The sequence below is a fragment of the Streptomyces flavofungini genome, assembly GCF_014650815.1.
Taxonomy (GTDB): domain Bacteria; phylum Actinomycetota; class Actinomycetes; order Streptomycetales; family Streptomycetaceae; genus Streptomyces; species Streptomyces flavofungini.
The window spans coordinates 255,452-281,446 of record NZ_BMVR01000003.1 but is presented as its reverse complement, the minus strand read 5'-3'; the positions used below and the strand labels follow the sequence as shown (position 1 = coordinate 281,446).

Sequence of the window (25,995 nt, the reverse complement as noted above, 5' to 3'; positions counted from 1 at the left end):
CTCCTGCGATTACGAAGAAGTGGGGATGTGAGGGGTGACTGAAGCTCAGCTCAGATGAACTTCTGGCCCGCGAGGAACTCAGCGAGCTGCTTGCCGCCCTCGCCCTCGTCCTTGACGATCGTGCCCGCGGTGCGCGCGGGACGCTCGGCGGCGGAGTCGACCTTCGTCCAGGCGCCTTCGAGGCCGACGGTCTCGGCGTCGATGTCCAGGTCGTCCAGGTCGAGCGACTGCACCGGCTTCTTCTTGGCGGCCATGATGCCCTTGAAGGACGGATAGCGGGCCTCGCCCGACTGGTCCGTCACGGACACGACGGCCGGCAGGGACGCCTCGAGCTGCTCGGAGGCGGTGTCGCCGTCACGGCGGCCCTTGACGACGCCGTCCGCGACGGAGACCTCGGAGAGCAGCGTCACCTGCGGCACGCCCAGGCGCTCGGCGAGGATCGCGGGCAGCACGCCCATGGTGCCGTCGGTGGAGGCCATACCGGCGATGACGAGGTCGTAGCCCGTCTCCTCGACTGCCTTGGCCAGGACCAGCGAGGTGCCCATGACGTCGGTGCCGTGCAGGTCGTCGTCCTCGACGTGGACGGCCTTGTCGGCGCCCATCGAGAGAGCCTTGCGGAGCGCGTCCTTGGCGTCCTCGGGGCCGACGGTGAGGACCGTGATCTCGGCGTCGTCGTCCGCCGCTTCCTTGATCTGCAGGGCCTGCTCGACCGCGTACTCGTCGAGTTCCGAGAGGAGGCCGTCCACGTCGTCGCGGTCGACGGTCAGGTCCTCGGCGAAGTGCCGGTCGCCGGTGGCGTCGGGCACGTACTTCACACAGACAACGATCCTCAAGCTCACGCCGGCTCTCCTACTGCATCGTCATTACTGGGCTGCTGCCTCGGCTGCGGGCCACTGCCTTCTTGCAGGCAGCATAGGCGCCCGAAGCGGCGGGTCCCGGTTGGGGCGGCCCCCGCTCCAACCGGAATATTACTCATGAGTACACCCAGTACTTTCCCCCTGAGCAAGCGCTTTGAACTGTGACCTTCGCAACGCTCCGTAATCACGCGCACCCCGCGTCAACGGGAACTCTCAGTCACGCAGCGCGTTGAAGCGCCCCCGGTGGTACAGCAGCGGACGGCCCGCCCCCGCGGGGTCCCCGGCGACGGCCTCGGCCAGGACCACCCGGTGGTCCCCGGCGGGCACCCGCGCCACGATCCGGCACACCATCCAGGCGAGCACGCCGTCGAGCACCGGCACCCCCCCGGGCCCGTCGAACCAGCGCGTGGGCGCGCCGAAGCGGTCGGCGCCGCTGCGCGCGAAAGTGGCGGCGAGTTCCTGCTGGTGCTCGCCGAGGATGTGGACGCCGACGTGCTCGGCCCGGGATATCGCGGGCCAGCTGGAGGCGCCGGTGCCGATGCCGAAGGAGATCATCGGGGGTTCGGCGGAGACCGAGGTGAGCGAGGTGGCGGTGAAGCCGACGGGGTCCGTGTCCCGGGCGGTGATCACGGCGACTCCGGCCGCGTGCCGGCGGAAGGCGGAGCGCAGCAGGTCGGGCGTCGCGAGCCGGGGGGCGGAGAGGTCGGGCGTGGCCGTCATGGAGTTGTGTCCTTCTGCCGAGAGGTACGAGCGGGTCCGTGGCTGCTCAGCGGGACCAACAGCGCGCACTGGCATGGCGCGCGAGGTCCACGTGGACACGCTCGTAGAGAAGGAGCTCCGGGGGCATGGCAGCAGGCTGACGATAGGTGGCGGGTGCAGTCAAGCCCGTTCCGGGATGTGAAAGTCCCACGGATTTCGGCATACCACTCATATCGCCGCCCCCAAAGCCGCGATCACATCGGCCTTGCGCGGCTGTCCCGCGGCGCGCCGCACCACCTGCCCGCCGGCATCGAGGACGAGCACGGTGGGCGTCTTGTCGATGCGCAGTGCGCGGACGAGATCGAGGGCGGCCTCCGCGTCGATCTCCACGTGGGCGACGCCCGGGACCATGGCGGCGACGTCGGCGAGGACCCTGCGGGTAGCCCGGCACGGCTGGCAGAACGCGCTGGAGAACTGCACGAGCGTGGCTCTCTCGCCCAGCTCCACGCCGAGCTGCCGCGCACCGAGTTCCCCCACGCCGAGCGGCCCTTCGGCCCCTCCTCCGCGCACCCCTGTCACGCGCGCCCCGCCTTTCCCACCCCCACCGGGGGCATGCATCCGCCCCACCGGGGCACGACATACGTCCATGGCTACAGCACGCGCGCGGGCCGAAAGATTCCGACGTGACGAGAATCTCCCGCGATACGGGCACCATGGCTGGCCAGCCGCTCGTTCTTGGGGCACGATCTGGCGGAGCCGTAGACCCTACGGATCCGTAACTTAGCTTCCTGCCAAAGGCCCCCTCCTCTGGCAGAGACGAAGGGCCCTCCCCAGCCATGGCAGAACTCGTCTACCGACCGGTCATCGGCGCCGCCAAGACCTTCTTCAAGGCGCTCGACCTGAAGATCGACTGCAAGGGGTCCGAGAACATTCCGCGCTCGGGCGGGGCGGTGCTGGTCAGCAACCACATCAGCTATCTGGACTTCATCTTCGACGGCCTGGCGGCCCTGCCCCAGAAGCGCCTGGTGCGCTTCATGGCGAAGGAGTCGGTGTTCCGCCACAAGATCTCGGGTCCGCTGATGCGCGGCATGAAGCACATCCCGGTGGACCGCAAGCAGGGCGAGACGGCCTACGCCCACGCCCTGGACTCGCTGCGCTCCGGAGAGATCATCGGCGTCTTCCCCGAGGCGACGATCTCCCAGTCGTTCACGCTGAAGTCCTTCAAGTCGGGCGCCGCACGCATGGCGCAGGAGGCCGGGGTCCCGCTGATCCCGATGGCGCTGTGGGGCACGCAGCGGCTGTGGACGAAGGGGCACCCGCGCAACTTCAAGCGGCAGGGCATCCCGGTCACGATCCGTGTCGGCGAGGGCATCGAGGCCCCCAAGGACCAGTACGCAGGCGCGATCACACGCCGTCTGCGCGATGCCTGCCAGGAGCTCCTCGAAGCCGCGCAGCGCGCCTACCCCGTGCGCCCCAAGGGCCCGGAGGACACCTGGTGGATGCCGGCGCACCTCGGCGGCACGGCCCCGACGCCCGCCGAGGTCCGCGCCGCCGAGGCCGGCTGAGCCACCGCCCCGGCTGAGCCACCGCCCCGGCCGAGCCGACTACCCCACCGGCTCGTGGACGGTGATCCGGGCCCCCGGGCTGGCCTTCTCCAGGAGCTCCGCGAGTTCGGCGCCCGCCGCTTCGAGGCCCGCGTCCGGCCCCATGCCCTCCAGCAGGAAGATCGCGTTCACGCTCTCCTCCGTGAGGCGGGTGCGAGGGCCCTGCCGCCAGTTCCAGCGACGGCAGGTGACGCCCTCCTCGTCGCACCAGACGACCTCGCCCGGCTCCGGGTACTCGACGGCGCGCTCGCCCGCCGCCATGGTGACGAAGTCCTCGCCCCCGGTGGCCCGTACGAGTCGCATGCCGCCCTTGATGTGGTCCAGGTCCTCGCCCCCGACGGGGATCAGATGGGCCACGCTGATCGCGTTGTAGACGTCGACGAGTGCATTGATCCGCGGCAGGCCCCCGTCCGCGAGCGCCCGCTTGGCCAGCGCCTCGGCGGAGTTGCGGGTGCGCGAGGGCTTGGCGCCGAAGGCCGTGTACGCGGCGCGCCAGGCCACCATGTGCGGGTCCTCGTGCGGGGCGCGGCCGTCGAGGCGCGCGGCCAGACGGCGGGCGGCGTCGTCGAGCAGGGCCGATGTGTCGTCGGTGCTGGGGCCGTTGACGAGGTCGTACGCCTCGATGGCGACGTGGGTGAAGCCGGGCGCGAGCGTGCGCACCTCGTCGGACACGGTGAGGGTGAACGTCATGGCCTGCCTTGGTTCGCGGGAATCGACGGAAGTACAGCATAGAGCACCATCGAGTGCATCGCACTGAACTTTCCCGGCTTCAGCCCACGCACCGGCCTCCCGAGCTCACCCCTTGCGCTACCGTCCCGGCCTCACCTCACGCGCCGCGCCCTCCCGACCCCACCCGTGCGCCACGCACCCCTACGGCAGCCCCCAGGCGGGCTCCGTCCCGTTCGCCCGCACATCGCGCGGGCGCAGCGACGGCCTGGACCCCTTGGGTGTGACCACCGCGGCCTGTCCGCGCCGCAGCGGCACGCTGATGACGTCCCGTCCCGTGTACGGCAGCGGCCGCCCGCGCTCGTCGCGCACGTCGACGGCGCCGGTGATCCCGTGCCGCAGCCGCAGCGGCTCCCCGGCCTCGCTCGCCACCCTGATCCACTCGGTGCGCCCGCCGCGCCGCGAGGCGTCGACGAGGAACGCGCCCTGCGTCCGCACGCCTTGCAGGCTCGCGTCCGACCAGGTCCGGGACACGGCGGGGAAGACCTTCAGCACTCCCCCGTGGCTCTGCGTGAGCATGTCGAGCAGTGACTGCCCGGCGCTGATCGGGCTCTCCAGGGCGAAGTTGGAGCCCTCGCGGTACATGGTGTTGGGCGTCATCGCGCACTTGTCGGTGACGTTGCCGTCCAGGAAGAACCGCAGGTGGCCGAGCGCCTCCTCGGGCTTGCCGAAGAGGGTCTCCATGGAGGCGGCGGCCGCGTAGCTGTAGCCGTGCCAGCGGTCCTGGCGGCTCGTCCAGTGGTCGAAGGTGCGCCGGTCCAGCTTCTCCTGGAGCGGGTAGAGCCACAGCAGGTGCGAGTAGTGGCGGTGGGATTCGGCGAGCGGGACGCCGTCGCCGATCATGATGCCGTTCTCGTTCCGGTGGTACGGGACGAGCCGGTCGCGGATGTCACGCCACTGCTTCTCGTGCGGGTCGCTCGCGCGCAGCCGCCGCACGGAGTCGAGCAGGGTGGTCACGCCCCAGCGCAGCAGCGAGAGGTCGTACGTGCAGTCGGAGGCGTTGGCGTACTCCGGCGAGCGGGTCTCGGGCAGGTGGAGGCGGCCGTCGGCGCCTTCGGTGAGGTGGCGGGCGTAGTAGTTGACGGCCTTGGTGAGGACGGGGCGGATGACGTGGCGCAGGACGTCGTCGTCCATGTGGTGGCGGTAGGTGACCCAGGCGTTGTGCAGGGCCCACGTGAGGTTGCCGGTGTGGTCGTTGGGGCTTTCGCCGGGGATGCCGACGTAGCGCGGGCCCGAGCGCAGCTTCCAGTCGCCGGGGTGGCACAGGGCGTAGGTCTCGCCGTCGCGCAGCTTCGCCGCGATGTTGGACTCCAGGTTCTCGTGGTGCTTGGCGAACGTCGGTGTGACGGCGTCGAGTTCGCGGTGGTTGGAGCCGTTGGCGAGGGGATACGTCACCTGGACGTTGGTGTTCCACCAGATGCTGGTCCAGTTGTTGCCGGTCTCCGGGAACCAGGGCCCGAAGACGGGGGTGACGGGCCCGTGGCTGCGGGTGGCGCACGCCAGTTTGTAGAGCTGGATCCAGTAGAAGCGCTGCACCTTCTTGTCGGGTACGGACACGAAGCTGCGCCGGTAGAAGGCCCGCCACCAGTCGCGGTGGCGGGCGATGGCCTGCGCGGGCGAGCCGTCGAGGGCGCGCGCCACGGTGCGTACGGCCTCCTCGCGGCCCGTCGACCGGGGGTGTCCGTAGGCGATCGTGGCCGCGAGCAGCCGTCGGGTGCCGGAGCGCGTCTCGCGCCAGGCGGTGGTGTAGCCGCCGCCCGCGTGCAGGGGCTGCTCGACGACGCCGGGGCCGGTGGTGGGGTCGGGGTTCGCGGTGTAGTCGGGCGGGACGCGGGTGGTGCGGGTGGTGTGCGAGGGCAGCGCGGTGAAGCCCCAGGCGGCCGTCTCCTCGCCCGCGCTCGGCTCCAACGACACCAGCAGGACGTCTTCCTGACTGAGGATCAGGGCGGTGAACCGCACACTGCCACGGGCCGTGGTGATGGTGCCGGTCAGTTCGGCGTTGTCGAGATCGAGCCGCCAGTCGACACCGGTGATCGTGCCCGCGAGGGTGAGGGTGAGGTAGCCGACGCCGAGCCGGGAGTAGCCGATCGCGGCCTCCCACTGGCCGCGCTGGTCCTGCACGTGCGAGTGGTTGATCATGATGCGCAGGACGTTGCCCTCGCCGGGCTCGGCGTACAGATGGGCGGCGAGGAAGCCGTTGCCGAGGAACGGGCCCTCCTGCCAGCCGGTCGGCAGTCGTCGCCACACCATCGCGGCGTCGCGAAGCAGCCCGCCGTGCACGTCGTCCGGGGCGGCGGCGGAGGGTCTGCCCCAGGCGACGGGCGAGCCTGCCGCCACCAGCGCTCCGGAGGTGCCTGCGACGAACGCGCGCCGCGAGATCGGGGTCATGGCGTCGACCTTTCCAACGGGAGTGCGGCCAGGGCGAGTGGGGACACGCCGCTGGCAGCATCCGGGGCGGGCCGTGGGCACGTCAAGGAATCGGACAGGAATAGATCCGATGACTTGCCATCTCGCTTCTCTCGGGGATGACTTGAGGGCGCAGAACCGAGATCTGCGCCCCCTTGACGTCCGATGTATCTTGCTACGCGGGTAGCTCCTCGGGCAGCGTCGCCCACAGCCGGGGCCGGTCCGGCGCCTTCTTGAGGACGTCGAGGATCACGGGATGCGGCGCGGCGAACAGCGTCGGGTAGTCGACTTCACCGGCCGCGCCGTCCACGGGGAACGCCAGCCGCTCGGAGCCGAGGGAGAACCGCGCGTCCACGCCCGGCTTGTTGCCGCGGGGGTCCTGCCGGTGCCAGGAACCGTCGAAGCGGACGGCGACGAGGCCGTGCAGGACGAACCCGCTGCCGTCGTCGTGCAGGAGCCGCTGGTAGCAGAGCGCCGTGGGGATGCCCTCGGCCCGCAGCAGCGCGGCGAGCGCGTGGGCCTTGGCGTGACAGATGCCCGTGCCCTGCTCCAGGACGTCGGAGGCGCGCCAAGTGACCCGCGGATCGCCGGAGTCCGCGGAGTGCGGGACGGTGTCGCGGACGAACTCGAAGGCGGCGCGGGCGTATACGTATGAATCGGTGGCACCCTTGGCCAGGCGGGCCGCCGTGTCCCGCACCACGGGATGCGTATGGTCGATGGCTTCGTCCGCGACCAGATAGGCCGAGAGATCTGAGGTGTTCTGGATCAGCTCCATGAGCGGTGAGCATAAGAAAGCGGCCGATCGACAGTCAATGACTTTTCGATCGGCCGCATACTTATGCGCTCTTGCGCTCAGGCGATACGCCTAACGGGCCATCTCTTCCTTCAGCGCCGCCACGAACGCGTCCACGTCGTCCTCGGTCGTGTCGAAGGAGCACATCCAGCGGACGTCACCGGCCGCCTCGTCCCAGAAGTAGAACCGGAAGCGCTTCTGCAGGCGTTCGCTGACGTCGTGCGGCAGGCGCGCGAAGACGGCGTTGGCCTGGACGGGATAGAGGATCTCCACACCGTGCACCGCGCGGACGCCCTCGGCCAGGCGCTGCGCCATCTCGTTGGCGTGCCGGGCGTTGCGCAGCCACAGGTCCTTGGCGAGCAGCGCCTCCAACTGCACGGACACGAACCGCATCTTGGAGGCGAGCTGCATGGACAGCTTGCGCAGGTGCTTCATGTGCCGCACGGCGTCCTGGTTCAGGACGACCACGGCCTCGCCGAACAGCGCGCCGTTCTTGGTGCCGCCGAACGAGAGGATGTCGATGCCGACCGCGTTCGTGAACGTCCGCATCGGGACGTTCAGGGACGCGGCGGCGTTGGCTATCCGCGCGCCGTCGAGGTGCACCCGCATGCCGAGGCCGTGGGCGTGCTCGACGATGGCGCGGATCTCGTCCGGGGTGTAGACGGTGCCCAGTTCGGTGTTCTGGGCGAGCGAGACGACCTGCGGCATCGCGCGGTGCTCGTCCTCCCAGCCGAACGCCTGCCGGTCGATCAGCTCGGGGGTGAGCTTGCCGTCGGGCGTCGGCACGGTGAGCAGCTTGATGCCCGCGACCTTCTCGGGGGCACCGCCCTCGTCGACGTTGATGTGCGCGCTCTCGGCGCAGATCACCGCACCCCAGCGGTCGGTGACCGCCTGCAGCGCGACGACGTTCGCACCGGTGCCGTTGAAGACCGGGAAGGCCTCCGCGCTCGCGCCGAAGTGGCCCCGGATGACCTGCTGGAGGTGCTCGGTGTACTCGTCCTCGCCGTAGGAGATCTGGTGGCCGCCGTTGGCCAGGGCGAGGGCCGCGAGCACCTCGGGGTGCGTACCGGCGTAGTTGTCGCTCGCGAAGCCGCGGACGTCGGGGTCGTGGTGCCGGCGTGCGTCGGTCTTGGGTGGGTTCACGGCTTCTCGGTCAGCCACAGACGGTTTCCGTTCACTTCCTCGGCGGGCCGCTCCCAGACTCCGGCGATGGCCTCGGCCAGCTCCTTGACGTCGGTGAAGCCCGCGAACTTCGCGCTCGGCCGCTCCGCCCGCATCGCGTCGTGCACCAGCGCCTTGACCACCAGGATGGCAGCCGCCGCGCGCGGTCCCTCGTCGCCCCCGGCCTTGCGGAAGGCGTCGCCGAGGGCGAGCGTCCAGGCCTCGGCGGCGGCCTTGGCGGACGCGTACGCCGCGTTGCCCGCGGTCGGCTTCGAGGCGCCCGCGGCGCTGATCAGCAGATAGCGGCCGTTGCCGCTGCGCTGCAGGCCCTCCTGGAAGGCGAGCGAGGTGTGCTGGACGGTGCGGATCAGGAGGTTTTCCAGGACGTCCCAGTCGGCCAGGTCGGTCTCGGCGAAGGACGCGCTGCCGCGCCAGCCGCCGACGAGGTGCACCAGGCCGTCGATGCGGCCGAACTCCTTCTCGGTGCGGTCGGCCCAGGCGCGGGCCGCCTCCAGGTCGAGCAGGTCGACGGTGTCGCCCGTGACCGTGGCCCCGCCGTGCGCGTACCGCGCGGCGTCCACGGCCTCCGCGAGGCGGGCGGCGTCGGCGTCGGAGGCGACGACCGTGGCCCCGGCCTCCGCGAGCCTGAGCAGTGCGGCCCGGCCCGCGGGGCCCGCGGCCCCGGCCACCGCGACTACGGCTCCGTCCAGTGCGGACATGGTCCTCGCCTCCTTGCTGCGGTCGCTCACGCGGCGACCTTCCCGGCTCCCGAGCCCGCGGTGATCCCCTGGGTGGAGGCGATCACTGCCTTGAGCTTCTTGGAGAGCGCCTCATAGAACATGCTGAGCGGAAACTCGTCCGGAAGCACCTCGTCGACCAGTTTGCGCGGCGGCAGCGAGGTGTCCAGGGCGTCGGGGCCCTTGGCCCAGCGCGAGCCCGGGTGCGGGGACAGATAGGTCGAGACCAGTTCGTACCCGGCGAACCAGTGGACGAGCTTGGGGCGGTCGATGCCGTCCCGGTAGAGCTTCTCGATCTCCGCGCAGAGCTGGTTGGTGACCTGGGGTGCGCGGTCCCAGTCGATCTTCAGCTTGTTGTCGGTCCAGCGGACCACGTCGTGCTTGTGCAGGTAGGCGAAGAGCAGCTGGCCGCCCAGGCCGTCGTAGTTGCGCACGCGCTCACCGGTGACCGGAAAGCGGAACATCCGGTCGAAGAGCACCGCGTACTGCACGTCGCGGGCCTGCGCCACGCCGTCGGCCTCGAGCTTCACGGCCTCCTTGAAGGCAGTGAGGTCGCACCGCAGCTCCTCCAGGCCGTACATCCAGAACGGCTGCCGCTGCTTGATCATGAACGGGTCGAACGGCAGGTCGCCGTGGCTGTGGGTGCGGTCGTGGACCATGTCCCACAGGACGAAGGCCTCCTGGCAGCGGTCCTGGTCGTCGAGCATCGCGCGGACGTCGGCGGGCAGCGAGATGCCGAGGATGTCCACGGCGGACTCGGTGACGCGGCGGAAGCGGGCCGCCTCGCGGTCGCAGAAGATGCCGCCCCAGGTGAAGCGCTCGGGGGCCTCGCGCACGGCGATCGTCTCGGGGAAGAGGACGGCCGAGTTGGTGTCGTACCCGGCGGTGAAGTCCTCGAAGGTGATGCCGCAGAACAGCGGGTTGTCGTAGCGCGTGCGCTCCAGCTCGGCGAGCCACTCGGGCCACACCATGCGCAGGACGACCGCTTCGAAATTGCGGTCCGGGTTGCCGTTCTGCGTGTACATCGGGAAGACCACGAGGTGCTGCAGGCCGTCCTCGCGGCGGGCCGCGGGGTGGAAGGCGAGCAGCGAGTCCAGGAAGTCCGGCACCGCGAAGCCGCCGTCGGCCCAGCGGCGCAGGTCCCTCACCAGTGCTTCGTGGTACGCCTCGTCGTGCGGGAGCAGCGGACTGAGCGCCTCGACGCCGGATATGACGCGGTCGACCGCCGCCGCCGCGTCGCCCCGGGCCGGGGCGCCCTCGCGCTCGAAGTCGATGGACCCGTCCTTGGACTGCCAGAGCCTGATCTCTTCGACGGCACTCTTGAGTTCCGGCCAGGCCGGGTGATCCACCACGTGTCCGGCACGGATGGCGTCGCCACCCTCCACTGCCGTGTGCACAAGAATTTCCGTCATAACCCATCCTCCACGGGAGAACCTCGCGTATGGACACCGTATGCGTGCGGGGTTCTCCGTTTCAAGAGGGGATCCGGGAAATTATCCTGCCCTACCCCCTGCCTTGCCGCTGTTTTTCCTGCCTCCCACCGTCGAGACAATCGCTTCTCTCACTGTTTCCTGTGCGGCGCGGGCGTCCGCGAGGAGGGCGGGGAAGCCGAAGAATCCGTGGAACATGGCCGGGAAGTGCCCCTCGGTGACGGGCACCGCGGCGTCTCTCAGCCGCGCCGCGTAGGCCCTGCCCTCCGCGCACAGAGGGTCATGGCCCGCGGTGACCACGACGGCGGGCGGCAGCCCGGTGAGGTCGGGGGCGAGGAGCGGGGAGACGCGCGCGTCGGTCGGGTCGCCGCCCGCGCGCAGGTACGCGCCCAGGTACTGCTCGCGGAACCAGCGGCCGTGGACGACGGTGAGGAAGCTGCTGCCGTACTCCGTGGAGTCGTCCGAGCCGCTGCGGTCACGGCCGTCCAGCGACGGATAGATGAGCACCTGCAGGGCCAGCGGCGGACCGTCCTGGTCGCGCGCGGTGAGTGCGGACACGGCCGCGAGGTTCCCACCGGAGCTGTCCCCCGCGACCACCAACGGGCCGCCCTCGCCGCCGAGTTCGCCCCGGTGCGCGGCGGCCCACAGGACGGCGGCGTACGCGTCGTCGACGGCCGCCGGGAACGGGTCCTCCGGGGCGAGCCGGTAGTCCACGGAGACCACGGCGGCACCCGCCGCACGGCACAGTCCGCGCGCGGTCGCGTCATGGGTGTCCACGCTGCACAGGGACCAGCCGCCGCCGTGGAAGAAGACGACGGTGGGGCGGGGCTCGGGTGCCGCCCCGGTCGCGCCCCGCGCGGGCGTCCGAGCGGGCAGGTAGCACCGTACGTGGAGGTCCGGCGCCCCGGGCGGCCCCGGGATGAGCCGGTCGGACACCGCGCCGACCTGGGGCGGCGGGAACGGCGGCGCGGGCGCGGCGGCCAGGATGCGGCGCGCCTCGGCGGCGTCGGTCACGGTGCCGCCGATGTCGGGGAAGAACGCGGTGAGCGCGGCTACCAGGGGGCGGGCCTCGGGGTCCAGGGGGGTGGGTCCGGACGGGGGCGGCTCGACGGCGGCCCCGCCGAGGGGCGCCTCGCCAGAGCCTGCCCCACTGGAGCCCACCGAGCCCGGGTCCGGCGCTCCGCCAGAACCGGCCGAACCGGAACGTGCCGCGTCGGAAGCCATCTCAGGCCACCTCCCTGTGTCGGGGTCGAAAGTGCGGGATCACCGTCTTGCCCCACTGCCGCAGCGTCTCCAGGCACGCCTCCTGCGGCACCGTGCCCATCTGGATCAGGCACATCACCTCGTCCGCCCCGGCCGCCCGCAGCCGCTCCACATGGGCGATGGCGTCGGCCGCGGTGCCGTAGGCGTGGTCGGCGTGGAACACGGCCGTGGCGGCCGGGCGTACGGGGATGTCCTGCTCGTTCAGGCGCGCCACGACCTGCTCGCCCGCGGTGCGCAGCGCGGCCGCCTCGTCCATGCCGTCGACCACCGCCTCGTCGGGCAGCCCCGCGCCGCCGTACCAGTGCGCGATGGACTGCGCGAAGAACCGCTGCCCGCGCAGGCCCACACGCCGGGCGGCCGCGCCGTCGTCGAGCACGATGGTCGGGCAGAGCACGGCGAAGTGGTCGTTGACGACGCTCGACACGAAGTCGTCGGGCGTACGCGCCGCGATGGCGTCGTCGTACACGCGCCGCATCCCGGCGATCGACTCGGGCCCCGCGAAGCCCATCACCAGCGCGCCGACGCCGAGCCGGGCCGCCCGCTCCAGAGTCTCGGCCCTGCTGCACGCGAGGAACAGCGGCGGGTGCGGGGTCTGCGCGGGGCGCGGCAGGATCGGGTGCGGGCCGATGTCGAGCAGCTCGCCGTGATGCTCCAGCTCGTCCCGCTGCCAGGCCGCGGCGACGATGCGGAGCGCCTCCTCGACCTCTTGGGTGGTGCGGTCCCGGTCGACCCCGCACAGTGACGTCTCCTGGGCCGTGCCGCCGCGGCCCGCGCCCAGGTCGAGCCGACCGCCGGAGAGCAGGTCGAGCATGGCGGCCCGCTCGGCCACGCGCGCGGGGTGGTTGAAGCGGAACGGCATGCAGACGACGCCGTGCCCGACGCGGATGGTGCGGGTGCGCGCGGCCACCCAGGTCAGGAAGACCTCCGGGGCGGACATGTGCGCGTACCACTTGAGCGAGTGGTGCTCGACCGCCCAGACGCGGTCGAACCCCATCTCCTCGGCCAGGACGGCCTGTTCGACGCAGCCGTGGATGAGCCGGTGCTCACGGTCCACGGTCGGATCGGCGAGTTGCGCTTCGAAGATGACGGAGAACTGCACGTTGCCTCCAGGGAGTTGAGCCTCCGGGACGCCTCACGGGTTTCGATCATGCGCATGTTTCAAACAGTCATATGACTAGTCGTCAGATCTTGAAGAGACAAGGGGTACGGCCCCGGGAGGAGGCGAGGGGTCAACTCACGCCAGACATAGCTGACATGCGTCGCCAAGTGTGGCTGATTTCACGTTCTCCCTCAAACCCCGCACGCGCACTAGCGTTCCCCGACGCGGGGGCAGCCGAGGAGGGGACTCACAGGCATGTTCTACCGCTTCTTCAAGTGCGTCGTACTGGTCCCGCTGCTGCGGTGGCCGTTCCGGCCGCGGATCGAGGGGCTCGGGCACGTGCCCACCGCGGGCGGGGCGATCGTCGCGGGCAACCACCAGTCGTTCTGCGACCAGTTCCTGCTGGGGGTGACGCTGAAGCGGCGCATCAACTTCCTCGCGAAGATGGAGTACTTCACCGGGAAGGGGCTCAAGGGCCGCCTGGCCGCCACGTTCTTCCGGGGCATCGGGGCGATCCCGGTGGACCGGTCGGGTAACGGGGCCGGGCAGGCGGGGGTCGACTCGGGTCTCGCGGTGCTGCGCGGGGGCGGGCTGCTCGGGATCTTCCCGGAGGGGACGCGTTCGCACGACGGCCGCCTCTACAAGGGCAGGGTGGGGGTGGCGGCGATGGCGCTCCGCTCGGGCGCACCCGTGGTGCCGTGCGCGATGATCGGCACGTTCGAGGCGCAGCCCGCGGGCCGCAGGGTGCCGAGCCTGGTGCCGCTGACGCTGCGCTTCGGCGAGCCGCTGGACTTCTCCCGCTACGCGGGCATGCAGGACCAGCGCGCCGCCCTGCGGGCCGTCACGGACGAGATCATGTACGCGATCCTGGTGCTCTCCGGACAGGAGTACGTGGACCAGTACGCCGTGGACGCGAAGGCGGAGGCGCGCACGAAGGCCCTGGCCGCACCCGCGGCGACGGCCCCGCAGACACCCTGAACCCCGGCGGCCCGCAGCCGCGCCGATGTAGGGTCCGCAGATTCGTGAGCACTCGCGAGCGCCTGACCTGCGGTGTCGGTGACGGTGAGCCCTGCCAACGACGGCATCCGTCGGCGGATCATGAGCAATCCGGCCCGGCCAGTGCGGACTTCGCGGCCGCATGCTTCGAAGAGACCGCAGGTCACGCGATCCATTGCTCACCGAACCGTGGATTTGCTCGGACAGTGCTCATGATCCGCCGACAGTGCTCACGGAATCGCGGACCCTACAGCCGAGCCCCGCCGCCCGGCCGCACCCGCACCCGCACCCGCACCCGCACCCGAGCGGACTCTTGCGCCCACACCGGCCCGTTCACTTCAATGCGCCCATGGCAGCCCCGCTCCCCACCCCGTCGCCCCCGCCCGCACCGCTGCCGCCCACCGCGTGGGCCGTGCTCGGCCTGCTGTCCTTCCCGGGCGAGCGGACCGGCTACGAGCTGAAGAAGTGGGCCAGCGCCTCGTTGCGCTTCTTCTACTGGTCCCCGGCCGTCAGCCAGATCTACGCCGAGCTGCGCCGCCTGGAAGCCCTTGGGTACGCGAGCTCGCGCCGCTCGGGCCCGGAGGCGCCGCGTACGCGTCGGGCGTACGCCATCACGGACGCGGGCCGGGCGGCGCTCGCGGCCTGGGCGGCGGGCGGGCAGGACGCCGGGCCGCCGGTGCTCAAGCATCCGCTGCTGCTGCGGGTCTGGCTCGGCCACCTCACCGAACCGGCCCGGCTGCGGGCCCTGGTGGGCGAGCACATCGAGCGCACCCGGGACGAGCTGACGCAGGTCCTCGACGCCCTGGAGCACGCCCGGGGCGTCGAGGGCTGGGCGCACCCGCAGATCGCGCTGCGCTGGAGCGCCCGCCACCTGGAGGCCGAACTGGAGCTGGCCGAGGCGCTGCTCGCCGACCTCGACGGCCTCCCGCGGCCGCCCGCCGACGGCCCGGGTCAACGCCCGGGCGACGCGCCCACCCACGGGTGAGACCGCTCGCGATCAAGGGCGCCGCGGCGGTAGGACGGGCCGGGTCAGCCGACTCCGCCCGAGAGAGGCCGCGAACCCTTGAGCACCCGCGCCGTCCTTGTCGCCGCCCTCATCACCGGACTCATCCTGGGGATCGTCGGAACCAGACCGGACGACTCCACTCCGTCACGCAGGGACGGTCCCATCGCGGAGGCGGGCCATTAGGCTGCGCCTTGCCGCGTGGTCATGAGCCGCCGAGCCGCGCGGAGCCGAGCCGCCGTCGACGGAAGCGAGTGAACCTTGAACTTCCTCACCATCGGTCATCGCGGTGTCATGGGGGTCGAACCCGAGAACACCCTGCGTTCGTTCGTCGCCGCCCAAGCCGCGGGCCTCGACATCATCGAACTCGACCTGCACCTCAGCAAGGACGGCGCCCTCGTCGTCATGCACGACGCCGACGTGGGCCGCACCACCGACGGCCGGGGCGCCATCGCCGACCAGACCCTGGCCGAACTGCGTGAGCTGGACGCGGGCAAGGGCGAGCGCATCCCCGTCTTCGAAGAGGTCCTGGACGCCGTCAAGGCGCCGCTGCAGGCCGAGATCAAGGATGTCGCGGCGGCCCGCGCGCTCGCCGACGTCATGCACGCGCGCGACCTGACCGGCCGGGTGGAGGTGCTCTCCTTCCACGACGAGGCCATCGCGGAGATCGCCCGGCTGGTCCCGGGCGTGCGGACGGCGCTCGTGGCCAGCCGCTACGGCACGGACGTCGTGGAGCGCGCCACCGCGGTGGGCGCCACCACCCTCGTCCTGAACATCCGGCGCCTGACGCTGGAGGTCGTGGAGCGCGCGCGCAAGGCCGACCTGCGGATCATCGGGTGGGTCGTGAACACCCAGGACGATCTGCGCCTGGTGCGCGCGCTGCAGCTGGACGGCGCGACGACGGACTACCCGGAGATCAAACGCACGGGCCGCTTCACCGCCTGACGGCCCGCACGCCCGCCCCGCGCCCCGGGGCACCGCTCAGCCGATCTCCTTCACCAACAGCTCGAACTGCAGGTCGTCGCGCTGCGGGACGCCGAAGCGCTCGTCGCCGTACGGGAAGGGGCTCATCTTTCCCGTACGGCGGTAGCCGCGCCGCTCGTACCAGGCGATGAGCTCGTCGCGTACGGAGATCACGGTCATGTGCATCTCACGCGCGCCCCACGCCTCGCGCGCGATCCGCTCCGCCTCCGCCATGATCACCTTGCCGAGGCCCGCGCCCTGGAGGGCCGGGCTGACGGCGAACATCCCGAAGTAGGCGTGCTCACCGCGGTGTTCGAGCTGGCAGCAGGCGATGACGCGCCCCTCTATCTCGACGGCGAGCAGCTTGCTGCCGGGCTTCGCGATCACCGCGACGACACCCTCGGGGTCGGTGCGCTGCCCCTCCAGGATGTCCGCCTCCGTGGTCCACCCGGCCCGGCTGTCGTCCCCTCGGTACGCCGACTCGATGAGCGCGACCAGCGCGTCGACGTCGTCCTCGGTGGCGTCCCGGAACGTCGGGTCGCCGTGGGTGCTGGGGCGCGGTGCGGTGTGCATGGGCGCGTGTCTCCGATCTCCGGAGCCACGGCGCGTGCCGGGCCCCGGCTGCGACGGGTTTCCGTACGCCGGCGGCGCCACTCCCGCACCACCGTGCGCACCGCCGAGGGTAACCCGGCACCGGGGCCCGCCCGCTGGACAGGACCTAGTCTGCGGCGCATGGTGCACGTACTCAGCAGCAGGATCCTCCTGACCCCCACCGACCCCGAGCGCTCCCGCGCGTTCTACGGCCGCGACCTGGGCCTGGCCGTGTACCGCGAGTTCGGCACGGGACCGGACCGCGGCACGGTCTACTTCCTCGGCGGCGGCTACCTCGAACTCTCCGGCCGCTCCGACGCACCCGCGTCCCCCGCCGTCCGCCTGTGGCTCCAGGTCGCGGACGCGGCGGCCGCCCACGCGGAGCTGGCGTCCCGCGGCGTCGAGATCCTGCGCCCGCCGGCGCGGGAGCCGTGGGGCCTGATCGAGATGTGGATCGCGGACCCGGACGGCACGCGGATCGCGGTGGTGGAGGTTCCTCAGGGGCATCCGCTGCGCTATCGCCCCTGAGGACACCCGGCCCGGCCGTGCCTCCGCTCCCCGGGCCGCGCACTCGGCGGCCACGCGCGCCCGGGACGTGCTCCCGCCGTACCTCCATGCGCTCCCGTACGCCGCCCCGCTGCCGGGCATCGACCCGACGACGGCGTGACGTCGATCGAGGAGGTGCTCAGGTGCACGGACCGGGGTCGGCGAGCTGGCTGCTCGTGGTGCTCTGTGCGGGGAGCGGGGCCTACTGCCTGCTGCGGATGCGCAGTCGGGTCGAGGAGCAGCGGCGTACGGCGGGTGCTGAGGCGTTGATGGGGTTCGGCATGGCGGTGATGGCCCTGCCCGCCACGGTGGTGCAGCCGCCACGGGGGGTGTGGCTCGGGTACACGGCGGTGTTCGCCGTGGCCGGGCTGCGGATGGCGTGGCCCGTGCGGCGCGGACCGCATCAGCTCCACCATGCCGTGGGCGCGCTGGCCATGGTCTACATGTCGGCGGCGATGGTGGTGGCACCGGGGGGCCACGCGGGTCACGGAGGTGCGGGGGTGCCGGTGGTGACGGGCGCGCTGCTGCTGTACTTCGCCGGGCATGTGCTGTTCTCGGGGGCGCGCCTCGCGCCCGTGGGGGCGGTGGTGGGTGGGGGCGAAGGGGTTCCGGCCGGGCCCGGGGGGCGTCCCAGCGGTCACGTCGGGCAACTGGGCGGGCCCGGAGGGCGCCTCGACGGGCCCGGGGGCCGTGCGTCGTGCCGCGGTGCCGAGCTGGACCACGGCGTGGGCTGGGCGGACCGGCCGGAGCTGGTACTGGTGTGCCGCCTCGCGATGAGCATGGGGATGCTGGCGATGCTGGTGCTGATTTCGTGAGGGGCGCTGCGCGCCGGGCGGGTGGGTGGGGTGTGCGGGAGGGCCGCGCGCCGGTGACGCCTGATTCCGTCGTGGCGTACGTCACTTGCGGGGGCTGCCCATACCCCCGTGCGGTGCCCCCCTCATAGGGTTGACCCATGATGGTCCCCGTCGCGCTGTTGCTGCTGGGCGCGCTGACCGCCGTCGTCGCCCCCAGGCTGCTCGCGAGGGCCGACTGGGTGGAGCGCGAACCGGTGGTCGCGCTGTGGGCGTGGCAGTGCGTGGTGGCGGGTGTCCTGTTGTGCTGCGCGCTGTCGATGACGTTCAGTGCGGCGTCCGCCTGGCAGGCGGTGCGGGGGCAGCTGTTCGCGCCCGCTCCTCGTGACGTCGTGGAGGCGTACGCGCTCGGACCGACCCCGTGGGCGGCCGCGACGGCGGTGGCGCTCGCGTGCGGTGGCGTGTGGACCGCCGCGATGCTCACCCGGGAGATCGCCCGGGCCCGCACCCGGCGCGGCAAGCGGCGAGCCGAACTCGTCGTGCGGGCACCGCTGTTGCCCGGCGAGGAGCCCGGCGCCGACCGGCTCGTGGTGCTGGAGGGCGAGCGGCCCGACGCCTGGTGGCTGCCCGGCGCCGCGCCCCAACTGGTCATCACCACCGCCGCGTTGCGCCGTCTGAAGGGCCGTCAGCTCGATGCGGTGCTCGCCCACGAGCAGGGGCACGCGCAGGCCAGGCACGACTGGCTGCTGCACTGCTCGGGTGCGCTCGCCGCGGGCTTCCCGCAGGTTCCCGTCTTCGCCGCGTTCCGCGACGAGATGCACCGGCTGGTGGAGCTGGCCGCCGACGACGTCGCGTCCCGCCGCTTCGGACGGCTCACCATCGCCCTCGCCCTCGTCGAACTCAACGAGGAGCGGGGCGTGTTCGGGCCCTGCCCGACCCCGCAGGCGCATGTTCCGCAGCGCGTGCACCGGCTCCTGTCGGCCCGCCCGCGGCTCACCGCCGGGCGCCGCCTTCGGCTCACGGCGGCCGCCGCGCTCGTCCCCGTCGTCCCCCTCCTCGTGGCCTTCGTCCCGGCGCTGCGCGCCCTCGGTTAGGTGCCGCCGCCCTCCATCGGCCAGGATCACCGCATGCCTTCCGCACCGCCCGCAGCGACCCGGCGCACCACCCGCGCCCCGCGCGCCGCCCTGTTCCTCGCCGCCCCGTCCGTGCTGCTCCTCGTCCTGGTGGCCGCCGACTGGCACCCCCTGCTCAGCCTCGACGGCGACATCGCACGCACCACCCACCGCTGGGCCGTCGACCACTCGACCCTGACCCACACCGCGCGCATCCTGACGGACTGGGTCTGGGACCCCTGGACGATGCGCGCCCTGGTCACCGTCGTCGTGCTGTGGCTGCTGGCCCGGCGCACGTGGTGGCTCGCGGCCTGGCTCGCCGCCACCTGCCTGCTCGGCACGCTGGTGCAGCAGGGGCTGAAGGCCGCGGTGGGGCGGGAGCGGCCGGTGTGGCCGGACCCGGTGGACTCCGCGAACTACGCGGCGTTCCCCTCCGGGCACGCGATGACCGCGACCGTGGTGTGCGGCCTGATGCTGTGGCTGATGCGGCTGTACGGCGTGGGGGTGCCGGTGTGGCGCGCGGGGCTCGCTGTGGTCGTGGTGTCGGTGGTGGGTGTGGGGTTCACGCGGGTGTGGCTCGGGGTGCACTGGGCGTCGGACGTCGTGGCGGGCACGCTGCTGGGCGGGCTGACGGTGGCGCTGGCCGTGGCGGTGTACGAGCGTTTCGCACCGGAGGAGCAGCGGCCGGAGCGGGCCGGACGCGTCTGACGCGCGTCCGGGCGGCCCGCTTCCCCGACAGCCGGGCCGACCGCGCCGTTGTCCCCCTCCGGTACCCGGCGGCGTCCTTGACCCCCCTTCGCCCGGTCCCGGAGGATCGCCCCATGGCGATCAAGGGCGTGCTCTTCGACTTCTCCGGGACGCTGTTCCGCATCGAGTCCACCGCTTCCTGGCTGCGCGGCACCCTCGCCGCGCTTCGGCTGACCCTGCCGGAGGACGAGGTGGCGCGGCTCGCGGACGCGCTGGACCGGGCGGGCGCGCTGCCGGGCGGCTCGCCGACCGTCGACGTACCGGATGCGCTGGCGGAGCTGTGGGCGCGGCGTGACGAGAGCGCGGAGCTGCACCGGGCGGCGTACACGGGCCTCGCCCGCACCGTGGAGCTGCCGGAGCCCGCGCTGTACGACGCCCTGTACGAGCGCCATCGGACTCCGGAGGCGTGGCGGCCGTACGACGACTCGACCGAGGTCTTGCGGGGGCTGCGGGCGCTCGGCGTACGCGTGGGGGTCGTCAGCAACATCGGGTGGGATCTGCGGCCCGTCTTCCGGGCGCACGGCCTGGACCCGTACGTCGACGTGTACGTCCTGTCGTACGAGCATGCCGTGCAGAAGCCGGACGTCAGGCTTTTCGCGCAGGCCTGCGCCGGGCTCGGGGTGGCTCCGGAGGACACACTGATGGTGGGCGACGACCGGCGTGCGGACGGGGGTGCGGCCGCGTTGGGCTGTGCGGTGCACTTCGTGGAGCATCTGCCGGTGGCGCGGCGGCCCGCCGGGCTGCGGCCGGTGCTGGGGCTCGTCGAGGGCGCGGGCGCACGCTGAGGTCAGGCGCCACCCGCCCGACGTCCGGGGCAGGCCGGCCCCGTCCGGTTCAGGCGCCCACTGCCCACGCCTTCAGGACTGGTAGCCCTCGACCTGCGCCGCCGGGCGCACCCGCACCGTGTCGGGATCGCCGCCGAACTCTTCCTTCGCCCGGCGCCTGCGGAGCAGGTCCCAGCACTGGTCGAGTTCCCGTTCCAGGACGCTCAGGCGGGCCCGCTCCGTGGTCTCGTCGATCGCTCCGGACGCGAGCGATTCCCGCAGGGTCTTCTCGGCGTCGACCATGTCGGTGATCCGCGCCAGAATCTGCTGTTGGTCCATGTCCAAGCGCCTCCTCGGCCCCAGGCCCACTGTAAGGAGGCGGAGCCGGATCCGCGAGAAGAGCGCGGCGGCGGGCACGACAGCCCGGGCCCGCGGCTGCCAAAGGGCAGGCAACACTCCCCCGCGGTGTTGCCTGCCCCAGGCCGCACCGGCCCATGACGGCCAGGGCCGGGTCTTCCTGAGTATATTGGCTGTGAGCCAGTCAACGCAGGAGTTACAGGATGTCCCCGCGTAGCCCATCGGTCAATGAAGAGTTGCGCCGACGTTCCCGCGAGCGGCTTCTGCAGGCGACGGTGGAGCTGGTCAGCGAGCGCGGGTACGAGGCCACGACCCTCGGCGACATAGCCGACCGGGCCGGTTCGGCGCGCGGCCTGGTGTCGTACTACTTCCCGGGAAAGCGGCAGCTCCTGCAGTCGGCCGTGCACCGTCTGATGCACATGACGCTGCAGGCCGGGCTCGAGCGGGAGCCGCGCACGGAGGACGGCGACGAGCTGCTGGCCCGCGCCATCGACGCGATCCTCGGCCTCGCCCGCGACCAGCCGAAGCTGATGCGCACGCACATGGCGGGCATCCTGCAGGCCGAGGGCTTCGTGCAGTGCCCCGAGCAGCAGCGTCTTGCGTTCCTGCTGCGGGAGGCGGTGTCCCGGCACGGGTCGCCGGAGGCCGAGACGGACTACCGGATGCTGCGCGCCCTGCTGATGGGCGCGGTCTTCGCGCTGCTCATCCCGGGCGCGCCGATGCCGTTCGACGTACTGCGCGCCGAGCTGTTCCAGCGGTACGACCTGGACTGGAACTGCGGCGTCCCGCCGGGCGACGAGCCGCCGGAGGGGACGTTCAAGACGTGAGCCGGGTACGGACGGTCCAGGCGCCGGGGCCGGAGCCCGGCGGTGCGGAGCAGGCGGAGCCGGTCGTGCCCGAGCTGGTCTGGTACGCGGCCTACGGCTCCAACACGCGGCGGGGCCGCCTCCTGCACTACATCGAGGGCGGCCGGCCTCCCGGCGCCTCGCTGGCCTCCCCCGGCTGCCGGGACCCGCGTCCGCCCCGGGCCTCGGTGCCCGTGGAGCTGCGGGGCGTCGTGTACTTCGCGACCGAGTCCGCGCTCTGGTCGGGTGGCCGGGCGTTCTACGACCCCGACGCGCGGGGGCGGGTGTACGCGCGCGCCCATCTGGTGACGGCGGAGCAGTTCCGCGACATCGCGGCCCAGGAGATGTACCGCGCGCCGGGGACGGGCCCCGACCTGACCCCGGCGCTGCGCGACGGCCGGGCCCGGCTCGGCGAGGGGCGCTACGAGACGCTGGTGTGCCCGGGGACGCTGGACGGCCTGCCGGTGCTCACGTTCACCGCTCCGTGGGCGCTGGGGGACGTGCCGCTCAACGCCCCCGCCGAGGGATATCTCCGGCACCTGGCGGCCGGGCTCCTGGAGGCGGCGGCGTGGGACGAGACCGCCGTGGCCGGGTACCTGGCGGCGTGCCCGGGGGCGGCGGGGCGGTGGACGGCCGAGCGGGTCGCGGGGCTGCTGCGCGACTGACCGCCCAGCCGTGCGGGGTCACGTCGTCCGCCGTGCCCCCGGGGCCTGACCGGTCAGGACCCGCAGAGTTCCGCGAAGCGCCCGGCGTCGACGTTGCCGCCGGAGAGGATGATCCCGATGCGGGGCGGTACGCGGTCGACACGGCCGCTGAGGGCGGCCGCGAGGGCCGTGGCGCCGCTGGGCTCGACGACGGTCTTCAGGCGTTCGAAGGCGAACCGCATCGCGTCCCGGATGTCGTCGTCGGAGACGAGGGCGATGTCGTCGACGAGCCGCTTGTTGATGGAGAACGTCAACTCGCCCGGGATCTCGGCGGCTTGGCCGTCGGCGATGGTGCGCGGCACGGGGATCGTCACCCGGTGTCCGGCCGCGAGCGAGCGCTTGGTGTCGTCGCCCGCCGCCGGCTCGACGCCGACCACGCGGACGTCACCGCTCAGGCCCTTCACGGCGGTGGCGCTGCCCGCGATCAGCCCCCCGCCGCCGACCGGCACCAGGAGCAGGTCCAACTCGCCGACCTCCTCCATGAGTTCAAGGGCGGCAGTGCCCTGGCCCGCGATGACGTGCGGGTGCTCGTACGGCGGGATCAGGGCGAGGCCGCGCTCGGCGGCCAGGGCCGCGCCGATGGCGACGCGGTCGCCGGTGTAGCGGTCGTACGTGACGATCTCGGCGCCGTACCCCTCGGCGGCCTCCCGCTTGGAGCGCGGGGTGTCCTCGGGCATGACGATGACGGCGCTGCTGCCCAGTTCGCGGGCGGCGAGGGCGACGGCCTGGGCGTGGTTGCCGGAGGAGAACGACGCGATGCCCTTGGCCAGTTGCTCCGGCGAGAGACGCGACACGGCGTTGTAGGCGCCGCGGAACTTGAAGGCGCCGACGCGCTGGTGGTTCTCGCACTTGAGGAACACCTCCGCGCCGACACGGGCGTTGAGGGTGCGCGAGCGCAGCACGGGCGTGCGGTGCGCGACGCCCTTGAGCCGGGCCGCGGCGTCGCGGACGTCGTCGAGGGTGACCGGGGGTGTGCTGCTCATGCGGATGCTCCCTGTCTCGTCATGCGGATGCCCCCTGTGCGGTGTCGGGCCCGGCCGTCGGGGGCTCCTGGGCCCGGGCCTTGGCGAGGTAGTTGTACGCGGAGGCGCGGGAGATGCCGAGACGGGCCGCCACCTGCGGCACCGCACGCCGGACCGCGAACACGCCGCGCTCGTCCAACCCCCGGAACAGCTCGACGCGTTCGGCGCGGTCGAGCTCGCCCCACGGGCGGCTGCGCCGGAGCTGGTAGGCGTCGACCACGGACCGGACGACGGCGTCGACGACTTCGGCGGAGTCGCCGAACGTGGTCGTCGGCACCTCCGCCGGGGTCGCCACCCCGGCGAGTTCACCGATCAGCGCCCCGACCTGCTGGACGGCGGTGATGTCGAGGTTGACGCACAGCGCGCCGAACACCGCGTCGCCACTGTCGCGCAGCAGCATCGTGGACGACTTGACCAACTTGCCGTCCTGCGTGCGGGTCAGATAGTTCAGCTCGTCGCCCGCGTCGTCGCCGCGGGCGAGCATGCCCATCCCGATCTCGCTCATCGCGCCGCCGACGCTGCGCCCGGTCACGGACCCGGCGATCGACACGACGGACTCCTCCGGCCGCCGGTAGTCGTGGACGACCACTTCGCACAGCGACCCGAAGGTGGCGGCGATGCCGTCGGCCACGGGGACGAGCGCGGCGAGGATCGCGTCCCGCTCGGCGTTCCGGTCGCCGTCGAGGGCGGCATCGGCTGCTGTCGGGCTGTCCGCGGCGCTCATGTCGGTCCTCGTGCTCCCCGTCGTTGCTGCGGTCCTGTGTCGTTGCCGCGGTCCCGTTGCCGCACGGTCCCGCTCCTACGGTCCGGCCGCTGCGATCCCGACTGCTTGGACATAATGTACATGCCTTAGACGAACAATCCAGATGCCGATCAGCCGACGGGGTTCGTTCGACGCACACGGGGCCACCGGGACGGGGAGTGCGAGCGGCCGTAACGCCGAGGGCCCCCGGCCCTCCGTCCGCGGGAATGATCCGCGGACGGAGGGCCGGGGGCCCGGCGCCGTAGGGGGGAGGCGGCAGGGTCAGCGCACGGTGACCGTGAACACCGGCGACAGCGTGGCGCCGCTCTTCATGCGCAGCTCGTTCTTGCCCTTCAGGCCCAGCTTCACGCGCAGCGTGTACGAGCCGGACTTGTTGACCGTGGTGGTCGCGGGCAGCGACTTCCACGTACCGCGCTGCTTCTGCTGGAGGCCCACCTTGGTGCCGGCCTTGATGCCGGCGGCCTTGCCGCTGACGCGCAGTTCCTGCCAGGCCTTCACGGAGGTCGTGGACGGCTTGGCCGTGAGGGCGGCCTTCACCTTGGCGGTGGGGCTGGTCTTCTGGGTGCCGAGGCTCTTGCCGGTCTTGACGTCCCAGATCGCGTACGGCGTGCCGCCGCCCTGCGTCTTGCTGTACAGCTTCTTGCCGTCGGCGCTCAGGTGCAGGTAGATGCCGTCTTCGACGGTCTGGCCGGGCTTGAGGGCCTTGCCGTTGTAGTACGGCTTGCCGCCCTTGACCTGGAGGGTGACGCCGGCGCCGATGTCGATCTTCACCGGCTTGGGCGCGGCGGCCGGTGCGGCGGCGCGCTGCGGGGCCGGGGTGCTCGCCAGCGCGACGGCGGCCGGGGCGAGGAGCGCCGCACCGGCGGCGATGGCGACGGTGGCGGTACGAAGGGTGCTGCGGCGGTGGGTGGTGTGACGCATGGTGGCGATGTTCCCCTCACGGTACGTATATCCCTAAATGCCCTCTGCCTTCCGGCGAGTGCTCAATCAACCTATTGGTCCGGCATTACGGATTTCCCGAGATCATCCCGAGATCATGTAACGGACCCCCATAGATCACTTCACAGGGTTCGGCGGACCCGGTCGGTTGACACTCTTAAACATGGGATGTTCCCATGTCTGCATGGTCGGAGGGCGTCGAACGGCCCCCTCCGCTCCGCGTACCGATCCGCGATCCCGTCCGCGCCACCCGAGAGGGCACCTCACCGATGCCGCTGCGCAGCACCGCACGGACCAACCTCGTCGACCTCGTCATCGCCCAGATGGAGAGCCTGATCTCCGACGGCGAGTGGCAGGTCGGCACGAAGATCCCGGCCGAGCCCCTGCTCGTGGAACAGCTCAACGTCGGCCGCAACACCGTGCGCGAGGCCGTCCGCGCTCTGGTGCACACCGGCATGCTGGAGCCGCGCCAGGGCGACGGCACCTATGTGCGGGCGAGCAGCGACTTCGGGGCGGCCGTGCAGCGGCGGGTGCGCAAGGCGAGCGTCCTCGACGCGTACGAGGTGCGCGCGTCGCTGGAGCGCGACGCGGCCCGGTACGCGGCCGAGCGGCGCACGCCGGAGGACCTGGCCGCACTGCGCGCCGCGCTCGACGTACGCGGCCGGGCCTGGGAGAGCGGTGACATCGAGGCCTTCGTGGACGCGGACATGGCCTTCCACCGCACCGTCGCCGCCGCGGCCCACAACTCCGTGCTCGCCGAGCTGTACGGACACCTCAGCGACGCGATGCGCACCACCGTCCAGTCCGTGATCGGCGCGGCCGTCCCCGATTCCGTACGGCACCAGATCGACGCCCACAGCGCGATCGTCGACGCCATCGAGGCGCGGGACCCGGCCGCCGCCGAGGCCGCGGTGCTGGCCCATCTCGCCGAGGGCATGGCGGCGTTGCGCGAGCAGCCGCCGACCGACTGACGCCGCGGCGGCACGCGGGCCGGCCCCGACCGGTCGAACTCGACCCGGCGCGGCCCGGCCGATCGAACTCGACCCGGCGCGGCCCCGGCCCCGTCGAGCTCACCCG

General features: G+C 72.2%; 28 protein-coding genes. 12 read left to right on the top strand and 16 right to left on the bottom strand.

From position 1 onward, the window contains the following. Window positions 1-50: 50 nt before the first annotated feature. The 3 genes from IE274_RS08495 to IE274_RS08485 all read right to left on the bottom strand — a co-directional run bounded on the left by IE274_RS08495 (window position 51) and on the right by IE274_RS08485 (window position 2,174). Entirely contained in the window at window positions 51-839 is a 789-nt protein-coding gene (locus tag IE274_RS08495) for an electron transfer flavoprotein subunit beta/FixA family protein (protein ID WP_190115001.1), read from the bottom strand. A 231-nt stretch (window positions 840-1,070) separates the two neighbouring features. Further along, window positions 1,071-1,577: a flavin reductase family protein gene (locus IE274_RS08490; RefSeq protein ID WP_190115000.1), complete on the bottom strand. Its 507-nt coding sequence runs from the start codon at window positions 1,575-1,577 to the stop codon at window positions 1,071-1,073. A gap of 207 nt (window positions 1,578-1,784) precedes the next feature. Next, window positions 1,785-2,174 carry a thioredoxin family protein gene (locus IE274_RS08485; protein WP_372447215.1) on the bottom strand — a complete coding sequence of 130 codons (390 nt, stop codon included), beginning with the start codon at window positions 2,172-2,174 and terminating at the stop codon, window positions 1,785-1,787. A 218-nt stretch (window positions 2,175-2,392) separates the two neighbouring features. Here IE274_RS08485 and IE274_RS08480 point away from each other — a divergent pair, with 218 nt between their 5' ends. Continuing rightward, window positions 2,393-3,121, top strand: a complete 729-nt coding sequence (locus IE274_RS08480) for a lysophospholipid acyltransferase family protein (protein WP_190114998.1) — start codon at window positions 2,393-2,395, stop codon at window positions 3,119-3,121. A gap of 39 nt (window positions 3,122-3,160) precedes the next feature. Here the strand turns inward: IE274_RS08480 and IE274_RS08475 are convergent, their stop codons facing one another. The 8 genes from IE274_RS08475 to IE274_RS08440 all read right to left on the bottom strand — a co-directional run bounded on the left by IE274_RS08475 (window position 3,161) and on the right by IE274_RS08440 (window position 12,775). Further along, window positions 3,161-3,850 carry a B3/B4 domain-containing protein gene (locus IE274_RS08475; protein WP_190114997.1) on the bottom strand — a complete coding sequence of 230 codons (690 nt, stop codon included), beginning with the start codon at window positions 3,848-3,850 and terminating at the stop codon, window positions 3,161-3,163. 180 nt (window positions 3,851-4,030) lie between these two features. Beyond that, entirely contained in the window at window positions 4,031-6,274 is a 2,244-nt protein-coding gene (locus tag IE274_RS08470) for a glycosyl hydrolase family 95 catalytic domain-containing protein (protein ID WP_190114996.1), read from the bottom strand. 193 nt (window positions 6,275-6,467) lie between these two features. After that, a complete protein-coding gene (locus tag IE274_RS08465) occupies window positions 6,468-7,067 on the bottom strand; it encodes a transglutaminase domain-containing protein (RefSeq protein ID WP_190114995.1) in 600 nt (199 codons plus the stop codon). A gap of 90 nt (window positions 7,068-7,157) precedes the next feature. Next, the gene (locus IE274_RS08460) at window positions 7,158-8,228 is read right to left on the bottom strand and encodes a threonine aldolase family protein (protein ID WP_190114994.1); all 1,071 of its coding nucleotides are present in this window, start codon (window positions 8,226-8,228) and stop codon (window positions 7,158-7,160) included. Further along, a complete protein-coding gene (locus IE274_RS08455) occupies window positions 8,225-8,965 on the bottom strand; it encodes an SDR family NAD(P)-dependent oxidoreductase (protein ID WP_190114993.1) in 741 nt (246 codons plus the stop codon). The genes IE274_RS08460 and IE274_RS08455 overlap by 4 nt, the downstream gene beginning before the upstream one ends. 26 nt (window positions 8,966-8,991) lie before the next feature. Next, window positions 8,992-10,395, bottom strand: coding sequence for a DUF6421 family protein (locus IE274_RS08450; protein ID WP_190114992.1), 1,404 nt, complete (start codon window positions 10,393-10,395; stop codon window positions 8,992-8,994). Between the two features lie 81 nt (window positions 10,396-10,476). Then, window positions 10,477-11,637, bottom strand: a complete 1,161-nt coding sequence (locus IE274_RS08445; protein WP_229909377.1) for an alpha/beta hydrolase — start codon at window positions 11,635-11,637, stop codon at window positions 10,477-10,479. Between the two features lies 1 nt (window position 11,638). Then, a complete protein-coding gene (locus IE274_RS08440) occupies window positions 11,639-12,775 on the bottom strand; it encodes an LLM class flavin-dependent oxidoreductase (RefSeq protein ID WP_190114991.1) in 1,137 nt (378 codons plus the stop codon). Between the two features lie 255 nt (window positions 12,776-13,030). On the opposite strand from IE274_RS08440, the gene IE274_RS08435 reads away from it, so the two are divergent. The 3 genes from IE274_RS08435 to IE274_RS08425 all read left to right on the top strand — a co-directional run bounded on the left by IE274_RS08435 (window position 13,031) and on the right by IE274_RS08425 (window position 15,719). After that, window positions 13,031-13,753 (top strand): lysophospholipid acyltransferase family protein, encoded by a 723-nt coding sequence (locus IE274_RS08435; RefSeq protein ID WP_190114990.1) that lies wholly within the window; start codon window positions 13,031-13,033, stop codon window positions 13,751-13,753. 367 nt (window positions 13,754-14,120) lie between these two features. Beyond that, the gene (locus IE274_RS08430; RefSeq protein WP_190114989.1) at window positions 14,121-14,756 is read left to right on the top strand and encodes a PadR family transcriptional regulator; all 636 of its coding nucleotides are present in this window, start codon (window positions 14,121-14,123) and stop codon (window positions 14,754-14,756) included. 279 nt (window positions 14,757-15,035) lie between these two features. Continuing rightward, window positions 15,036-15,719: a glycerophosphodiester phosphodiesterase gene (locus tag IE274_RS08425; protein ID WP_190114988.1), complete on the top strand. Its 684-nt coding sequence runs from the start codon at window positions 15,036-15,038 to the stop codon at window positions 15,717-15,719. A 36-nt stretch (window positions 15,720-15,755) separates the two neighbouring features. Here IE274_RS08425 and IE274_RS08420 read toward each other — a convergent pair whose 3' ends face one another. Further along, on the bottom strand, window positions 15,756-16,310 hold the full coding sequence (locus tag IE274_RS08420; protein ID WP_190114987.1) for a GNAT family N-acetyltransferase: 555 nt from the start codon (window positions 16,308-16,310) through the stop codon (window positions 15,756-15,758). 159 nt (window positions 16,311-16,469) lie between these two features. Between IE274_RS08420 and IE274_RS08415 the strand changes: the two genes are divergently transcribed. From IE274_RS08415 to IE274_RS08395, 5 genes are all read left to right on the top strand, one after another. Next, the gene (locus IE274_RS08415) at window positions 16,470-16,856 is read left to right on the top strand and encodes a VOC family protein (RefSeq protein WP_190114986.1); all 387 of its coding nucleotides are present in this window, start codon (window positions 16,470-16,472) and stop codon (window positions 16,854-16,856) included. 161 nt (window positions 16,857-17,017) lie between these two features. Then, entirely contained in the window at window positions 17,018-17,689 is a 672-nt protein-coding gene (locus IE274_RS08410; RefSeq protein ID WP_190114985.1) for a DUF5134 domain-containing protein, read from the top strand. Window positions 17,690-17,826: 137 nt separating this feature from the next. Next, window positions 17,827-18,759, top strand: coding sequence for a M56 family metallopeptidase (locus tag IE274_RS08405; protein WP_190114984.1), 933 nt, complete (start codon window positions 17,827-17,829; stop codon window positions 18,757-18,759). Window positions 18,760-18,792: 33 nt separating this feature from the next. Next, window positions 18,793-19,485 carry a phosphatase PAP2 family protein gene (locus tag IE274_RS08400; protein ID WP_190114983.1) on the top strand — a complete coding sequence of 231 codons (693 nt, stop codon included), beginning with the start codon at window positions 18,793-18,795 and terminating at the stop codon, window positions 19,483-19,485. A 113-nt stretch (window positions 19,486-19,598) separates the two neighbouring features. Further along, window positions 19,599-20,309 (top strand): HAD family hydrolase, encoded by a 711-nt coding sequence (locus tag IE274_RS08395; protein ID WP_190114982.1) that lies wholly within the window; start codon window positions 19,599-19,601, stop codon window positions 20,307-20,309. Window positions 20,310-20,381: 72 nt separating this feature from the next. On the opposite strand, the gene IE274_RS08390 is transcribed toward IE274_RS08395, so the two are convergent. Then, window positions 20,382-20,627, bottom strand: coding sequence for a DUF2630 family protein (locus IE274_RS08390; RefSeq protein ID WP_190114981.1), 246 nt, complete (start codon window positions 20,625-20,627; stop codon window positions 20,382-20,384). Window positions 20,628-20,848: 221 nt separating this feature from the next. Here IE274_RS08390 and IE274_RS08385 point away from each other — a divergent pair, with 221 nt between their 5' ends. Both IE274_RS08385 and IE274_RS08380 read left to right on the top strand, forming a co-directional pair. Next, window positions 20,849-21,472: a TetR/AcrR family transcriptional regulator gene (locus IE274_RS08385; protein WP_190114980.1), complete on the top strand. Its 624-nt coding sequence runs from the start codon at window positions 20,849-20,851 to the stop codon at window positions 21,470-21,472. 65 nt (window positions 21,473-21,537) lie between these two features. Further along, a complete protein-coding gene (locus IE274_RS08380; RefSeq protein ID WP_190115345.1) occupies window positions 21,538-22,155 on the top strand; it encodes a histone deacetylase in 618 nt (205 codons plus the stop codon). Between the two features lie 53 nt (window positions 22,156-22,208). On the opposite strand, the gene IE274_RS08375 is transcribed toward IE274_RS08380, so the two are convergent. The 3 genes from IE274_RS08375 to IE274_RS40180 all read right to left on the bottom strand — a co-directional run bounded on the left by IE274_RS08375 (window position 22,209) and on the right by IE274_RS40180 (window position 24,900). After that, window positions 22,209-23,177 carry a threo-3-hydroxy-L-aspartate ammonia-lyase gene (locus tag IE274_RS08375; protein ID WP_190114979.1) on the bottom strand — a complete coding sequence of 323 codons (969 nt, stop codon included), beginning with the start codon at window positions 23,175-23,177 and terminating at the stop codon, window positions 22,209-22,211. Between the two features lie 19 nt (window positions 23,178-23,196). Further along, a complete protein-coding gene (locus IE274_RS08370; protein WP_190114978.1) occupies window positions 23,197-23,940 on the bottom strand; it encodes a helix-turn-helix transcriptional regulator in 744 nt (247 codons plus the stop codon). A 300-nt stretch (window positions 23,941-24,240) separates the two neighbouring features. Then, window positions 24,241-24,900 carry a hypothetical protein gene (locus IE274_RS40180; protein WP_190114977.1) on the bottom strand — a complete coding sequence of 220 codons (660 nt, stop codon included), beginning with the start codon at window positions 24,898-24,900 and terminating at the stop codon, window positions 24,241-24,243. Between the two features lie 194 nt (window positions 24,901-25,094). On the opposite strand from IE274_RS40180, the gene IE274_RS08360 reads away from it, so the two are divergent. Next, complete coding sequence (locus tag IE274_RS08360) at window positions 25,095-25,889, top strand: FadR/GntR family transcriptional regulator (protein WP_372447212.1); 795 nt, start codon at window positions 25,095-25,097, stop codon at window positions 25,887-25,889. Window positions 25,890-25,995: the final 106 nt, after the last annotated feature.